This window comes from Actimicrobium sp. GrIS 1.19 (assembly GCF_035984655.1).
GTDB lineage: Bacteria > Pseudomonadota > Gammaproteobacteria > Burkholderiales > Burkholderiaceae_D > Actimicrobium.
The window spans coordinates 63,072-78,248 of the sequence record NZ_JAXCHT010000014.1 but is presented as its reverse complement, the minus strand read 5'-3'; the positions used below and the strand labels follow the sequence as shown (position 1 = coordinate 78,248).

The window sequence follows — 15,177 nt, the reverse complement described above, 5'->3', positions numbered from 1 at the left end:
CCGGTTCAACATCGTGTTGCAAAACCCGGTGCATCGCGCCGGGTGCGGTGGCTTCAACTCATGCGTATCCAGGTGGCCTTGATTTTCTTGCTGGCCGCGACCAGTCCGACCTGCGCGCCCAGCGCCGTCACGTCGATACCCTTGCCGCTGATTGGCGTGACGGTGAGCTTGCCGGCCATCAGCGCGACCGAAGCGAAGGCATTGCTGCCGTCGTCGGCAGTGGCATTGACGATGTACTGCGCCTCGTCCTGCGGCATGAAGATCGGCTGGAAGGCGCCGGCACTGACGAACACCTCAGCCTCGCCGGTCTTCATGACATCCGATCGCAGCGACTTGGCATCGATGCGATCGGCGTCGAGTTTTTTGATGCGCGCCGTCTCGGCTTCCAGCGCGGCGACCTTGATATTGGTCGCCTTGATGTTGTCGAAAATCGCATCGCTGGCCTGGAAGGTCTTGATATCGACCAGTAGCGTGGCAGGGTCTTTCTTGACCAGGTGTTGCAGCACCAGCTGTTGTTCCTTGATGCCCTCGGCCAGCAATGGCACCAGTTGCGAGTACTGCACGCCCTTGTAGCCGTCGCGGTCGGTGCGCACCACCTCCGGCACGAACGGCTCGATCTGCTGCGCAATGAAGCCGAGCTGCCGGCCGGATTCGAAATTCCGGGTCGGGAACGCGGCGCGGTTGAATTCGTAATGCACGCCCTGCAGGCTCTTGATGGTGCCGATGGCGTTGACTACCGGCGTGATGTGCATCTTGAAGCGTGCGTCGGAGGCATTCACATACGCCGAGGTGCCGCCCGCAGTGCCATTGACGGTGAGCTGATACGCGCCGGCGCTGGTCTGGCCGATGGCGACGTTGTCGGTGGTGCGGCCCAGCACCACGGTATTGATCGAGGTCACCGCCGCGCCGGCGCCTAGCGCGGTCATGTAGGCGTTGACGTTGGTCGCCCCGAGTCCGGAGGCGCTGGCGCCCGCGCCGATCAGCGTGATCTGGCCGGAGCCGGCCATCGCGGCGGTGTCGGCGATGCCGCTGTTGTAGCCCACCAGGGTCATGTTGCTGCCAACAATCGGGTTGGTCACGGTGACGCCAGCCTTGCTGCCAATGGCGACATTCTGATAGCCGGAGGTGTTGTTGATCAGCGCCTGAAAACCGCTGGCGAGGTTGTCATGGCCGTCGCCGACGAATTGCATCGCTTTGCTGCCCAGCGCGACATTCTGGTAACCGGTCGTGCCGTTCTGCTGTGCACTGAAGCCCAGCGCTGCGTTGTCGTAGCCCAGCGTGTTGCTGACCAGGGCATTGCTGCCGAGCGCGGCGTTCTGGAAGCCGCTGGTATTGGCCTTGAGTGCCTTGTCACCGGCGGCCAGGTTGTCATAGCCATCGCTATTGGATTGCATCGCTTGATAACCCAGCGCGGTATTGCGAAAGCCGCTGGTGTTGGCCGCCAGCGCCTGGGTGCCGAATGCGGTCGCGTTGCCGCTGGCATCTGCCGCCAGCGCGCCGACGCCGAGCGCGGCACTGCCGCTGCTGAGCCACAGGCTGCGCACGCCGCCGACAGCGGCGCCCAGTTGGCCGCTGGCAGGTAAGTAGAACCCGGTGCCCTGATTGCCATTGAACGCATAGCTGGGGGCGGCGAGCGTGCCGGCGTGGGCGACAAGTTGGGGATTGACCGAATCGATCCGGAACGCTTCGGTGCCGCGCGTCGACACGCTCAGCGGGATCGCGGTGGAGCCCGCCAGCGTCGTGACCTTCAACAGGTATTGCGTGCCGCTGCCACCGCTGGAGGCGGCCGTTTCGCCGATGCCGAAGGCGGTGCTGTTGCCGGTCAGGGTCCAGTTCCAGTTTTGCCCGAACGCGCCATTGGCCAGCGTGTTGTTGGCCGTCAGCGCCGTCAGGGAATTGAGCGAGGAGGTCGCGCCGGTGCCGCGCGCGATCCTGATCCACGCCGCACCGGTATCGCGATAGATTTCATTGGTGTCGGTGGCAATGTAGATGCGGTTGGCGACGCCGAAGGCAGGGCGCGCCGCCAGCGTGCCGGAGACATTGCTGCTGCCCAGCACCAGGTCGCCAGCGGCGATGTTGACACCGCCGCTGCGCGCCTTGATGCCGCCGCTGACCTGCAAATTGTAGGCGGTGCCATCGTCGCCGGTGGCGCCGATGACGGTCTTGTCGGTCCTGCGGCCCAGCGTGATGGTGTTGATCGTGGTGACGGACGCGCCGGAGCCAATCGCCGTCATGTAGGCATTGGGATTGGCCGCCGCCAGGCCGGAGGCGCTGCTGTTCGAGCCGAGCAGCGTGATGTAGCCGGAGTCCGCCATGATGGCGTTGTCGGCCGGGGCTGCCGCATAGCCGATGAAGGTCGAGCCATCGGTCGTGGAGGCATTGGTGGTGGCGCCACCGGCACCTTTGCCGAGTGCGGTGTTGTACTGGCCCCGGGCTCTTCCGAGGGCGCCATCGCCGACCGCGGTGTTGCCATCGCCGGCGGTATTCTCAATCAGCGCCCAGCTGCGCACGGCGGTGTTGCTCCAGCCAGTCGTCAATGAAGCCAGGGCCAGATTGCCGGACGCCGTGTTGTAGTTGCCGTCGGTATTCGACGCCAGCGCGCTATACCCAATCGCCGTATTGTTCTGGCCGTTGCTGTTGGCGTTCAAGGCGTAGGAGCCGACCGCGGTCGAGGCGTCGCCGAGGTTGCTGGTCAGTGCCGCATAGCCAATCGCAACGTTGTCGACGCCGGCCACATTGGCCGCCAATGCTTGCGATCCGAACGCCGTATTGTTGTTCGCGCTGGCGGCATCGAGCACCAGCGCGCCGCTGCCGACGGCCAGACTGCCGCTGCTGATCGACAGCGCACGCGTACCCGCCACGCTGGCGGCGAGCTGGCCGGCGGCCGGCAGATACAGGCCGGTGCTCTGCGCGCCGGCAAACGCATAGCCCGGCGCGGCCAGCGAGCCGTCGTTGGCGACCAGTTGCGGATTGATCGAATCGACCCGAAATGCTTCGACGCCGCGCGTCGAGACGCTCAGTGGGATCGCGGTGGAGGCGGCCAGCGTGCCGATCCTGCCCAGATACTGGCTGCCGCTGCCGCCGGTTGCGGGCGCGCTTTCGCCGAGCGCGAAGGCGGTCGTGTCGCCGGTCAGCGCCCAGTTCCAGACCTGGGTATTGGCGCTGTTGGCGATGGTGTTGGCGGTGGTGGCCGCAGTGATCGACGACAGCGCCGTGGCGCCGGCGGCGGCGATCTTGTTCCAGCCGACGCCGCTGTCGCGATAGATTTCATTGGTGTCGGTGGCGATATAGATGCGGTTGGCGACGCCGAACGCAGGGCGGGCGGACAGCAAGCCCGAGACATTGCTGCTGCCCAGCACCAGGTCGCCAGCGGCGACGCTGATGCCGCCGCTGACTTGCAGATTGTAGGCAGTGCCATCGTCGCCGCTGGCGCCGATGACGGTCTTGTCGATAACCCGACCGAGCGCAATGGTGTTCGAGGTCGTCACCAGTGCTTCCGCGCCGATTGCGCTGGCGTGACTGAGCGGCGCAGCCGTACCCGGCATCGCATACGCGCCAACGAAGGTGTTCGACGAGCCGGTGACGTTGGCATTGGTCGCGTCGCCCAGCGCCGTCATGTAGCCGGCGTGGTAGCCCAGCGCGACATTGTCGGAACCGCTGGTGTTGGCCGCCAGCGCTTCGACGGCCAACGCCGCGTTACGTGTACCGCTGCTGTTCGAGAACAGCGCAGCGTTGCCGATGGCGGTGTTGTTCCACTCGATATTGTTGGTCAGGGCGTTGTTACCCAATGCGGTATTGGCCACGCCGGTGACGTTGTTGTACAGCGTACCGACGCCGACGGCGGTGTTCAAGCGCCCGCTCGTATTGTTCTGCAGCGACCAGTTGCCCAGCGCCGTGTTCTGATCCCCGACGGTATTCGATAACAGCGACAGCGCGCCGACGGCCACGTTGTTGGCGCCCGTTGTGTTGAGGTACAAGGCATAGCTGCCGACCGACGTGTTGGCTTGTCCGGTGCCATTCGTGGCGAGGGCATTGAAGCCGACGGCGGTGTTGGTGGCGCCGGTGGTGTTGGCGCTCAGGGCGTAATTGCCGAGCGCCGTGTTGTTGGAGCCGGTGGTGTTGCTGAACAGGCTTTCCTGGCCCACCGCGGTGTTGTATGCGCCGCTGGTGTTGCTGCCGAGCGCGTTGGCGCCGACGGCGGTCAAGCCACTGGCCGTGTTGTGGTTGAGCGCGGCGTAACCAAGGCCGACGTTGAACGAGCCGGCGACATTGTTCTCCATCGAAAATGCGCCCAATGCGGTATTGCTGGCGCCGGTGGTGGTGTTGCCCAGTGCGATCGCGCCGAGCGCGACGTTGCTGCCGCCGCTGCTGCTGGCCGCCAGCGCCCCGGTGCCGAAGGCGCTATTGGCGTTCGCGCCCAACCACAGCGCACGCACACCGCCGACGCTGGCGGCAAGCTGGCCGCCAGCGGGCAGATACAGACCGCTGGATTGGTCGCCGGCGAACGCATAGCCGGGTGCGCCGACGCTGCCGCTGTTGGCGACCAGCTGCGGATTGACCGCATCGACCCGAAACGCTTCGACGCCGCGCGTGACGACGCTCAGCGGTGCGGCGGTGGAGCCGGGCTGGGTGCCGATGCGGGTCAGGTATTGCGCCCCGGTGCCGCCACTGGAAGCGACCGATTCACCGAGCGCGAAGGCGCTGCCGTCGGCGCTGAGCGCCCAGTTCCAGCTTTGCGCAAAAGCGCCGTTGGCAATGCTGTTGGTGGACATGGCGGCGGTAATGGACGACAGCGCCGGTGCGCCTGCTGCGCCGCTGCCGATCTTGTTCCAGGCCGCGCCGGTATCGCGATAAATCTCATTGGTATCGGTGGCGATGAAAATGCGGTTGGCGACACCGGCGGCTGGACGTGCCGCCAACGCGCCGGAGATATTCGTACTGCCCAGCACCAGATCGCCGCTGGAGAGCTTCATGCCGCCATTGACCTAGAGCTGGTTGCCACTGCCGTCATTGCCGCTACCGCCCACCACCACAATGTCGGTGGCCCGTCCCAGCACGACCGTGTTCGAGGTGGTCACCCTGGCATCTGCACCGATCGCGCTGGCGTGATTCAACTGGGTGGTGGTACCGGGCATCGCGTAGGCGCCAACGAAGGTGTTGTTCGAGCCGGACACGTTGGCATTGGTCGCGGTAAAGAATCCATCGGCATAGCCGGCGTTCTGGCCGATCGCAACGTTGCCGTCGCCGGTGAGGTTGTCGCCCAGTGCATGATTGCCCACCGCGATATTGCTGCTGCCAGTGGTGGTGTGCTCGAGTGCCTTTTCACCGAAGGCATTGTTGGAGTTGCCGATGGAATTGACGCTGAGTGCGCGGTAGCCAACTGCCGTGTTGAATGCACCCGTCGTGTTGGCCGCCAGCGCAACGCCGCCGACTGCCGTGTTGTAGCTGCCGGTGGCATTCGCGCTCAAGGCGTCGGTGCCGAGCGCGCTGTTGAAGATGGCGGTGGTATTGCTGGCCAGCGCATTGCGCCCGATCGCGGTGTTCTGGTTGGTGGCGGCGCTGTCGAGCAGGAGCGCATTGCGGCCGATGCCCATGCCGTCTGCGCTCAACCACAGGGTGCGGACGCCACCGACACTGGCGGCCAATTGGCCGGCGCCGGGCAGATACAGACCGCTCGACTGCTGTACGCTGAACGCGTAGCTGGGCGCGCCGGCCGTGCCATTGTGGGCGACGATTTGCGGGTTCACTGCATCGACCCGAAACGCTTCGACGCCACGCGTGGCGACGCTCAGCGGAATCGCGGTGGACGCCGGCAGCGTGCCGATGGTGCTCAGGTATTGCGCGCCGCTGCCGCCGCTTGATGCGGCGCTCTCGCCAATCGCCAGGCCGGTCGTATTGGCGCTCAGGCTCCAGTTCCAGATCTGGGCGAAGGCGGCGTTGGCCAAGGTGTTGGCGGCAATTGCCGGGGTGATTGACGACAGCGCTGCGCTGATACCGGACCCGGCGGCGATCTTGTTCCAGACGGTCCCGGTATCGCGATAGATTTCATTGGTGTCGGTGGCGATGTAGATGCGGTTGATGACACCTGCGGCAGGGCGGGCGGCCAGCGCTCCGGCGACATTGCCGCCACCCAGCACGACATCACCGGCGCTCACCGTGAGGCCGTTGCTGGCAGTGAGGCTCGTGAAGGCGCCGCTGGCGCGCGTGGCCGCACCAATCGGTATGCCGTCGATGCTGGTGATGCCATACCCGCCGGCCGTGCTCGGCAAGCCGGTCAGCGCCGCGAACGCCGGGGTGATCAACGTGGCGCCGGCCGCGCTCAGGCGACCGGCAGCGTCGACCGCAAACGTCGGCGTCATGGTCGACGAGCCGTAGCTGCCCGCCGCCACACCGGTATTGGCGAGACTCAGGACACCCGAGACGTTGCTGGCGCCATCGAACGAGACCGACCAGTTGGCGTCGCCGCTCATGCCGATCAGCACCGGCATGTTCAGGCGCGAGGCCGTACCGGCGTTGCCGACCAGCGACCCGGTCAAGGTCGTGAAATTGCCGGCCGCCGGGACCAGTGCGCCAATCACGGTGCCATTGATGCTGCCACCGTTGATATTCACGCTGGCGGCATTGAAAATTCCGCCGCTCACGGTCAGCCCGCCCGACGCGGTGGTCCTGCCATCGGCGCCAATCTGCAAGCGGGTACTGCCGCCGGTGTCGAATGCAATGCTGCTGCCGGGGCCGGTACTGAACAGCAGTCGCGCGCTGCCATTGTCGTAGCCGACAAAGCCGGTCTGGTTGTCGCCAGTGAGCAGGTTGATGCCATTGAGCTGGCCATACGAACGCAGTCCGAGCGGGACGCCGGCGCTGGCGACTTCCAGCGCGTGGCCCGGATTGTTGGTGCCGATGCCGACCAGATACGGCGTGGCGATTTGGCCGGCGCCGGCACCTGCCTCCCACAGCGCCGACTGGCTGGTGTTGACCCACGCTTTGGCGTTGCTGCGCCAGCGCCACAGCGTGTTGTCGGCCTTCACCAGGCGCAGTTCGCCGTCGCGGATGCCGGGCAGCGCATCGAGTGCCGCGCGCGTCGCGACCGGATCGCCGAAGTACACGGTGCCGCCGACGCCCTGGCGGATCTGGGTGGTCGACATGGTGATCGCATAGTCATCGTCGGTGCTCGGCGCGCCGCTGGCGATCTGCGCGCAGCTGCGATTGAAGACGCCATCCAGCCCGGCCGAAACCACCGCAAACACCGGCGCGCCGAGATCGGCCTTGTTGCCGGGCAGGCGGTTGGCGTTTGCGGTGAACACGCTGCCGTTGTCCCACGCGCAATAACCCAGTTGTGCGCCGTAGCCGTCACCGGTCGGCAGCCCCAGTCCGGGCGGGATCAGGCCGCCGCCGAGCGGGCCGGGGCCGGGCGCGATCGGCGGCGGCTCGGGAAACGGATCGCCGTCGCTGTCGGGCATGGAGGCAATTGCCGTCGTGATCGCAGTCACAGCCTGACGCACCGCCGCTTCCTGCGCGGCGCGGCGCGACAGGTCGGCGGCCACCTTGAAGGAACCGACCGACTCGGCGATCAGGCCCGCGCCGGCCTGCGCGGGCAGCAGCAGTGCAAGCAGCATCAGGTGTTCCGGTTCAAGTCGCGCACGCATGGTGGTTCTCCTGAAAGGCGCCGTTCAATTGATCAAGGTCAGCGTCAAGGCATTTCCACTGCGCACCGCCTGGCCCGGTCCGATGCGTGCGACCACGGCATCGAGCAGGTCGCGGTGCCAGTTCGAATCAGGATTGACGGCGGTGGTCTGGATGCGAATGCTGTTGCTGTCGTTGACATAGGTCCAGCCGTTGAAGCCCGGCAGCGGACGCGGCGCCATGGCGCGGGCATCGCCCGACCAGATCGGCGCAAAGCCCTGGCCGGGGCAGGTCAGCGCCGCCACCTGCCGGTCGGCGGGCGTGGCCGGATACTGCACATGGTTGCCGGTGCCGTTATTGCCGGCCGGGTAAATCGTGCGGCACAGCAGGATCAAGTTGAAAATCAAATCGCGCTGCGCCACCATCTGTTCGCGAATCGCATGAAACTGCTGGGCCCTGGCATTGTCGTGCGCGATATTGGCCGCTGCCACGCCGATCAGCACGAACAGGCTGATGGCGAACAAGGCCGTGGCCGCCGCGAAGCCGCCCGCCCGGGTTGGCCGGTGGCGCATCTCAGGATTCTCCCAACGTGCTGTAGAACACGAAGCGGTTGTCGGCGGTGGCAAAGCAGCCGGTGGCGCGCCCGGCCGGGGTAAGGCTGATGGTGGCGCCGGGCGCACCGACCTCGGCCTGCGTCAGCGCGGCCAGCGGGATGGCCGGCGTGCCGTACATCTGGTTGTTGACCTGGGCGCAGACCGGTTGCGCCACATCCGCCAGCCAGGCGATGCTCTCCGGCGCGGTGCTGCCGATGCCGGTTACGGCAGTGCTGCGGTTATAGCGCCACGCGACCACCGCGCCGGGCGCCAGCGCCTGTGCCGGCGGCGCCTGATAGACGCCGTACTGGGTGGCCGGATTGAACAGGTCGCCGGCTGGCACACCGGCGGCATTGAAGGTCATCGTGGCGACATCGCCGCCATCGAACACGAAGCGACTGTAGGCATCGCGGAAGTCCGCGCTTTGCTTGAGCAGCACGGCGCTGAACACGCGCGCACTCTCGCTGGTGATGCGGGCCGGATTGCCGCGATTGGCATACGCCAGTGCCGCCCCGACCAGCGCAATCAGGGCGATCATGAACAGCACGATGGTCGCTCCCATGCCGCGCTGGTGGTGCTCGAGTCCCTGATACGGTGGCATTTTCACGTTCGGCGATCCGGTTGTTCCGTGGTGGTTTCAAGGTGCTGTGCGCGGCATGGCGATGGCAACAGCGGCTCAGCCGCGCAACTCGATCCTGGCGGCCGCGCGGCGCGCTTTCAGGTCCGCATTAAAGCGCTCCGACACAATCAGTTCCTTGATCTCGGCCTGCACCTTGTCCAGTTCCGGCTTCGGATTGGCCTTGACGTCTTCGACGTACAGCACCAGCACGCCTTCGCGCACCACCACCGGTTGCAGCCGCTCGCCGGCCTTGAGTTTCTTGACTGCCGGCCCAAGTCCGTATGGCACGTCGGCGGCGCCGAGCAAGTGATCGGCGTCTTTCCTGACGTAGGCCAGTCGCGCCAGCGCGTCCCTGTCGCCGCGCCCGAGCCCGTCGAACACCGCCTGCGCCTCGCGGGCGTCGACCGAGACAAAGAACTTCAACCGAAATGCCGTGAAATCCTCGTCCTTGACCCGGCTCTGATAGAAGGCCTTGATGTCTGCCTCGGTGACGGCGTTGCGCAATTCGGTCGAGCGCTGGCTGATGTACAGGTTGGCGAGGATGTCGTTCTTCGCGCTTTGCATGACGTTGCGCGACTGCTGGCTGTACAGCCGGTCGGCACTGTTGGCGGCAACCGCCTTGTTGATGGCGCGATCAATCGCAATCGCCTTGTCCAGCCCGGCGTTGAGGAACGGCTGCAATTCGGATTCCGCCACCACGGCGCCATCGACCACGGCGACCACCCGGCCACCGCGTTGCTCCGGCTGTTGCAGGCCGTGCCGGGTTTCGCTGGCCGCGGCCGCGCGCAACAGATCCAGCCCGAACCAGGCAAATGCCGCCAGCGTGCCGATGGCCACCATTGCGCCGGCGATGCGCAGGAAACGGGATCGTGTCGGGTCATTCATGGTTACTCCCTGGTGGGTGCTGCAAGAAAGATCGGTTCATCGGGCGCGCGACCCGGCAAGGGAAATGGCCTGGGTGTAGCCGCTGATGTCGGCCCAGGCCGCGTTGCCGCCGTCGCATTTGTTCAGGCAAATCGTGTCGGCGCTCCACGCCACGCCGGCGCGATAGGACTGCATCGTCACCAGCGCATAGATGAACTCGGGCAGCAGCGCCGGATCCTTGATGCCGATCTGGAGGGACTGGTGGTTGCGCGACAGCGCGACCTGTACCGCCGGATTGTTTTTCGCAATGACCGCGGCGGCGCTCTGATAGTCGGCCTCCAGCAACGGCTTCTTGTCGATCACCGGCGCGATCCGGGTCGCCTCGGCAGTCTTGCTGTCGCGCGTGAAGGCGAGCACGAAATTCGAGGTCTGATTGACCGCCATCACCAGAAAAATCACCGCCACCAGAAGCAGGGCCGGTGCGGCCAGCGTGAAATTCTGCAACGCGCTGCCGATAAACGGCCTCACGTGATTGATCGATTTGCCGAAGGCGTGCGCGCGCGGCGGCGCCGTCGATGCGATCAGCGCGCGCTCAATCGGACTGGTCTTGAACGGATTGGTCATGGTTCATTTCCGTGGCTGCAGCGGTTTTGCGGGCGCCGCACGCGGCACCGGCGTGGTGCCCGGCAGCGGTACGCCGAGCGCCACCCGCACCAGATTTTCATCGGTGCTCTGGTCGGCTTCGACCCTCGGACCGAGTGCGTCGATATAGTCCCTGGTGATCCAGGCCGGCATCATCAGGACAAATTTTTCGGTGCCGTTGCGCAGCTCGTATTCGTCGATCCAGCCGCCGGCTCGCACCACCAGCGCCGACACCCGCTGCAAACGCGCGACCTGCTGCGACAGCGGCGAGACGAAGTCGATCCGCGTGATCGCCTCGTTGACGGCATGCATGTGGCGCTGGTTGCCGCTGTCGGCTGCTGCATTGAGCACCGAGGTGCCGATGGCGGCCACGAAATACGCCAGCAGGGCGAGCCCGGCGACGATCGAGGCGTAGCGCGCGGTGCGCAGCGAAATGCCATCGGCGATGCGGCGGTAAGCGCCGGGAATCGACTCCATCGCCCACGGTTCGAAATCGTCGGCGGCGATTACCGGCAAGGTGTTCTGGTCGGCCAGCCACTGGCGCATGACGTCGCTGCTGTTGGCGATCAGGCGGATCTGGTCGCGGCGCTTCTCGACCGCCACCGACAGATTGACGCCCTCCAGGAAGTACACGCCGTCGCCGCGATGGTGCGGATGGCCGGGCAGGGCGGCGGCCAGCGGCGTGTGGAACAGCGGGATCGAGGCGAAAGCCGACGATGGCGCGGCAAAGTAGTACACCATCGCGTTGGCAACATCGGTGGCAACCAGCAAATGCATCTGCGCGGTGCCGAGCACGTCCTGCGCGACCATGAACACCGTCTTGTCGACATCGTCGCTGTGCAGCGGAATGGCGCCCGCAATCATGTGGGCGTAGGCGCTGTCGAAATTGCTCGGGCTCAGGGTCGGCATGGGATCCCTATTGCGAAGTCAGTGCGGCCATCGTGCCCTCGTTCTGGATCAGGGCGACCAACAGCGCGATCAGCACCGCCGCCAGCGAGAATGCCAGCGTGGCGACAAATGAAAACACCTGGAATTGTTTGGCGGCGCGTAGCGCCAGATGCTCGCGCCGCGCACCGATGACTTCAAAGGCGCGCGCCAGCTGGGCGCGATCGGTGTGGGCGCGGATCAGCGTGCGTTCCGAGCTTTCCAGCGGATGCTGCGCCAGTGCGCTGGCAATTTCCTCGCCATCCTCGATGCGCTTGACCGCGCCTTGCCAGTAGCCCACCACGCGTGGCACCCGCGAGGCTCGCTCGGCGATCGCCATGGCGGCCACCAGATCGACGCCGCCACGGATCAGCGACACTGCCACATTGGTGCTGTTGGTAATGGCGCTATGCAGGATGATGTGCCGGATGAACGGAATGCGCAGCACCACCGCTTCGACGCCGCGGCGCAACGCCGCACTGCCATGAAAATAGCCCGCTGCGCAGCCCAGCGCGCACAGGATCAATGCCAGCGCCAGTCCCAGCGTCAGGTCGTTGGCGGCAGCAGCAATGCGGATGCCGTGGCGGATCGCGACCACTTTGTCGGGCGCGGCATTGTCGGCGATTTCCTTTTCGATGGCTGGCAGGATCAGCACCCGGTTGCCGATCAGCGACAGGATCGAGAAGGTCACTTCGACCGCGGTAAACACCGCCGTGCCGAACAGCGCCTTGACGGTGCTGGCGCGCGCCTGGAAGTACGCCACCGCCGAGTTGATCGCATTCGCCAGCGAGCCGGTTTTTTCGCCGGCAGCCATGATGGCCAGCGTGGTCTGGTCGAAGAAATCGAGTGCGTCCATCGCCTCGAGAAAGCTGCCACCGCCGTCGAGAATCAGATTGGCGTAGTTCAGGCGCCGGCGCAGCGGACCGTTCTCGGCCTCGATCACCAGTTTTAGTGCGCGCCCGGCCGACAGGCCGGCCTGGGTATTGAAGTAGATGGCCAGCACGAATTGCTGCTTGTAGTCGCGCGTGACCGGATTGAGAAAACTCAGGCCCGGCTTGATGACCTTGATATCGACCGGAATACCGCCATTCCTGCGCACTTCGCTGACCACTTGTTGCGGATTTTCGGCCACCACGATGCTGCGATGGCGAAAGTAGCGCGTGGCCGAGCGGTCGCGCACCGCGTCCGCATCCGCCGCGTGCGCCAGCAGATAAGTGACATTGAAGTTCTTCAGGCCGTCCATGTCAGAACCCCGCCCGCACGGCTTGCGTGACGGTCTCGGCATCGATCAGACCGGCTTCGAGCAGACGCGCCATGACCTGATGCCTGGTGATGTGGGTAACGCCCTCGAGCTGGAACACCTCCTGGATCTGATGGATCGACGCAAACAGCTGGCGCGTGATCTCGCGGCGCAGTGCCTCGTCACCGGGAATGACGACCGTCTCGTGGATGGCAACCCGGCCAAGGTAGCCGCTGTGACCGCAATTGGCGCAGCCGCTGCGACGCATCGTGCGCACCTGGTCGGGCAGGCGCACGCCGTGCAGTTCGGGCAGGGCTTGCAGCTCAAGGGGCGTGGTCGCGCAGGATCACAGTTTGGGCAGCAGGCCCTGGTTGACCACGACGCTGAGCTGGTTTGCCAGAATGAACAGGGCCTCCTGCCGGGCCGGTCCGTCGCAAAAGGACAGGACCCGCTCGACCGTCTGCGCAGCGGTGCGGGCATGCACCGTTGCCAGCACCAGATGGCCCGACTCGGCAAACTTCAGTGCGGCACGCATGGTGTCGGTGTCGCGGATCTCGCCCAGGATCAGCACGTCCGGGTCCTGCCGCAGCACCGAACGCTCCAGATCGAGCGACTTTTCGTTGAGCAGCTGGTTCAGCTGGATCTGCCGCGCGAACGGCAACACGTATTCCACCGGTTCTTCCACCGTGATCACATTGATGCGGTCGCGACTGAAATTCTGCGCCAGCGCGTACAGGGTGGTGGTCTTGCCGGAGCCGGTTGGTCCGGAGATGAGCACCATTCCGCCGGCCTTGCCGCGCACATCGGCGACGCGACGGAACAATCGGCTCATGGCAGGCTGGAACGGGAACAGCGCGTCGAGGCCGATCATCGCGGCCGGATCGAGCACCCGGATGGCGATGGTTTCGCCACCGGCAATCGGTTGCGTCGCGACCCGGAACGCCACGCCGGCGCCGGCATCGGCCAGAGCCAGCCGGCCATCCTGGGCGCGCCGGCTATCGGAGGCGTCCATGCCGGATTCATTCTTGATGCGCGCAAACAGCGCCGCCATGATGCGCTCGGGCACCAGATGGGTCGGCTTGAGCGCGCCGTCGATGCGGTAACTGATCCAGGCGCCGGGGTCGCGCAGTTTGTCCAGATGGATATCCGAGGCACGCAGGGCAATCGCCTCGGCCAGCATCGCTGCGAGCGCCTGTTTCAAGAGCGAACCGCTGATTTCCTCGCTGCGCAGGCGCGTCATGACCGCATCGAACGACTGTTCCTGACGCCAGACCCCGGCCAGTGCGCGGTTGATCTCGCCAATGTCGGTGGGCGTGATGCGCAGGTCGCTGACCCTGACTGCGCAGGCGGCAATCAGGCTGGCGCTGGCGTTGGGTGGCAAGACGCGCGCGGCTTTCAGGTGCAGCACGCCGCCTTCGATCTCGATGGGAAAGACACCATGCAGTTGGCACAGGGCGGGTGGCAACAGTTGCCGGAACAGCGTCGTGTCCGCTTCGCCGTCAAGGTGCCGGGCCGCCAGCGCGATTTGCGACTGGGTGGCGAATTGATTGCGCACGATGATCTCGGCCAGCAGTGCCTGCCGGCCGGTTTCGCGGATGGATTTCTGCTGGCGCAGGCTGACCTCCAGCTGCTGCTGCGTCATCATGCCGGCATGCACCAGATAGTCTCCGATCTGGCGCTGCAGATTTTTTTCCGGCACGGGCTTGGCAGTCATGGTGTCCATCGCCTTATTGCTGGGGCTGCGTCGGCGAGGCCGGCGCGGCAGGCGCCGTGGCGGCTGCAGCGTCACCGGACGACGCCGAGCGGACCTTGCTTTCGACGGTGATGCTGCGTTTGTAAGCGGGATCGGGGCGCTCCAGCACGATCGTTGGCGGCGGTGGCGCACCGGACGCTTCCAGCTCGCCGGCAAATACGATCGTGCGCTGGCCGGCGCCCCTGGTGGTTCCATCGACTACATGAAAAATCGCAACCTGACGCTCGCTCACCCGCGCGACCAGGCTGCCGGACAGGCTGATTGCATTGACCACCTGACCGTCCGACAGGGTCATTGCGTCATTGCGCAGTGCGGTCGGCGGGGTACCGGGCCCGAGCGACACTGGCGCCATGCTGGCGCCGCTCGGTGGTGCGGCCAGCGCCGTGGCCGGGCCGCGCTGGGCCAGTGAACGGCGCAGCACGGCGTGCTTGCCTACAATGGCGGCGACATGGAAACCTGCAAAGCGCTCCCGGAGTTCGCTCAGCTCGCGCAGATACGGATCGTCCGACACCAATCCCGGTATCGCCGCTGGCACTGCGGGATAGGCAGTTGCGGCGCCGCTGCGCGCTGGCGGTGCAGGAACTGGCGGCAGGTCGGGATTGGCCAGGCTGTGCGGACGAATCAACGGATTGGGAATCTGCATCTGCGCGCACGCCGATATGGCGCTGAACAGGAGCGTCAATGCACAGGCCGCGGCTCGTGCACCCTTGATCCGGCAACCGGGCAATGTTTTCCCGCGCATCATCGCTTCCACTTTTTTTGGTCTCGCATATCCGCTTGCGGCGGTCCCGTCCTGTTGTTCGTTGATGGAACTTCAGGTATGTGTTGATGGTAACTTATGGTTGCGAAAGGCGGTGACGAAACACCGAAAATTTGGTGTGCGGAAACAACGGCGGCGGGAATCGTTGTTGTCGACAGGCTG

11 protein-coding genes are annotated in these 15,177 nt (G+C 65.6%); all 11 read right to left on the bottom strand.

Annotated elements, in window-relative coordinates:
- Positions 1 to 53 precede the first annotated feature (53 nt).
- Positions 54 to 4,973: a tail fiber domain-containing protein gene (locus tag RCH09_RS11620; RefSeq protein ID WP_326941245.1), complete on the bottom strand. Its 4,920-nt coding sequence runs from the start codon at positions 4,971 to 4,973 to the stop codon at positions 54 to 56.
- Between the two features lie 12 nt (positions 4,974 to 4,985).
- Positions 4,986 to 7,643: a beta strand repeat-containing protein gene (locus RCH09_RS11615; protein ID WP_326941244.1), complete on the bottom strand. Its 2,658-nt coding sequence runs from the start codon at positions 7,641 to 7,643 to the stop codon at positions 4,986 to 4,988.
- Between the two features lie 24 nt (positions 7,644 to 7,667).
- Positions 7,668 to 8,192: a hypothetical protein gene (locus RCH09_RS11610; protein WP_326941243.1), complete on the bottom strand. Its 525-nt coding sequence runs from the start codon at positions 8,190 to 8,192 to the stop codon at positions 7,668 to 7,670.
- 1 nt (position 8,193) lies between these two features.
- On the bottom strand, positions 8,194 to 8,820 hold the full coding sequence (locus tag RCH09_RS11605; RefSeq protein WP_326941242.1) for a hypothetical protein: 627 nt from the start codon (positions 8,818 to 8,820) through the stop codon (positions 8,194 to 8,196).
- 69 nt (positions 8,821 to 8,889) lie between these two features.
- The gene (locus RCH09_RS11600) at positions 8,890 to 9,717 is read right to left on the bottom strand and encodes a peptidylprolyl isomerase (RefSeq protein WP_326941241.1); all 828 of its coding nucleotides are present in this window, start codon (positions 9,715 to 9,717) and stop codon (positions 8,890 to 8,892) included.
- Between the two features lie 36 nt (positions 9,718 to 9,753).
- Entirely contained in the window at positions 9,754 to 10,320 is a 567-nt protein-coding gene (locus RCH09_RS11595; RefSeq protein ID WP_326941240.1) for a hypothetical protein, read from the bottom strand.
- A gap of 3 nt (positions 10,321 to 10,323) precedes the next feature.
- Positions 10,324 to 11,247: a hypothetical protein gene (locus RCH09_RS11590; RefSeq protein WP_326941239.1), complete on the bottom strand. Its 924-nt coding sequence runs from the start codon at positions 11,245 to 11,247 to the stop codon at positions 10,324 to 10,326.
- Between the two features lie 7 nt (positions 11,248 to 11,254).
- Complete coding sequence (locus tag RCH09_RS11585; RefSeq protein WP_326941238.1) at positions 11,255 to 12,505, bottom strand: type II secretion system F family protein; 1,251 nt, start codon at positions 12,503 to 12,505, stop codon at positions 11,255 to 11,257.
- Between the two features lies 1 nt (position 12,506).
- Entirely contained in the window at positions 12,507 to 12,797 is a 291-nt protein-coding gene (locus RCH09_RS11580) for a hypothetical protein (RefSeq protein ID WP_326941237.1), read from the bottom strand.
- Positions 12,798 to 12,848: 51 nt separating this feature from the next.
- Positions 12,849 to 14,216 carry a GspE/PulE family protein gene (locus tag RCH09_RS11575; protein ID WP_326941236.1) on the bottom strand — a complete coding sequence of 456 codons (1,368 nt, stop codon included), beginning with the start codon at positions 14,214 to 14,216 and terminating at the stop codon, positions 12,849 to 12,851.
- A 13-nt stretch (positions 14,217 to 14,229) separates the two neighbouring features.
- Positions 14,230 to 14,997 (bottom strand): hypothetical protein, encoded by a 768-nt coding sequence (locus tag RCH09_RS11570; RefSeq protein WP_326941235.1) that lies wholly within the window; start codon positions 14,995 to 14,997, stop codon positions 14,230 to 14,232.
- Positions 14,998 to 15,177: the final 180 nt, after the last annotated feature.

Excerpts from the sequence above, each read along its gene's own strand:
- RCH09_RS11620 (WP_326941245.1), bottom strand. The coding sequence starts at position 4,973 with ATGAAGCTCTCCAGCGGCGATCTGGTGCTGGGCAGTACGAATATCTCC.
- RCH09_RS11575 (WP_326941236.1), bottom strand. The coding sequence starts at position 14,216 with ATGACTGCCAAGCCCGTGCCGGAAAAAAATCTGCAGCGCCAGATCGGA.
- RCH09_RS11590 (WP_326941239.1), bottom strand. The coding sequence starts at position 11,247 with ATGCCGACCCTGAGCCCGAGCAATTTCGACAGCGCCTACGCCCACATG.
- RCH09_RS11610 (WP_326941243.1), bottom strand. The coding sequence starts at position 8,192 with ATGCGCCACCGGCCAACCCGGGCGGGCGGCTTCGCGGCGGCCACGGCC.
- RCH09_RS11600 (WP_326941241.1), bottom strand. The coding sequence starts at position 9,717 with ATGAATGACCCGACACGATCCCGTTTCCTGCGCATCGCCGGCGCAATG.
- RCH09_RS11615 (WP_326941244.1), bottom strand. The coding sequence starts at position 7,643 with ATGCGTGCGCGACTTGAACCGGAACACCTGATGCTGCTTGCACTGCTG.
- RCH09_RS11570 (WP_326941235.1), bottom strand. The coding sequence starts at position 14,997 with ATGCGCGGGAAAACATTGCCCGGTTGCCGGATCAAGGGTGCACGAGCC.
- RCH09_RS11585 (WP_326941238.1), bottom strand. The coding sequence starts at position 12,505 with ATGGACGGCCTGAAGAACTTCAATGTCACTTATCTGCTGGCGCACGCG.
- RCH09_RS11595 (WP_326941240.1), bottom strand. The coding sequence starts at position 10,320 with ATGACCAATCCGTTCAAGACCAGTCCGATTGAGCGCGCGCTGATCGCA.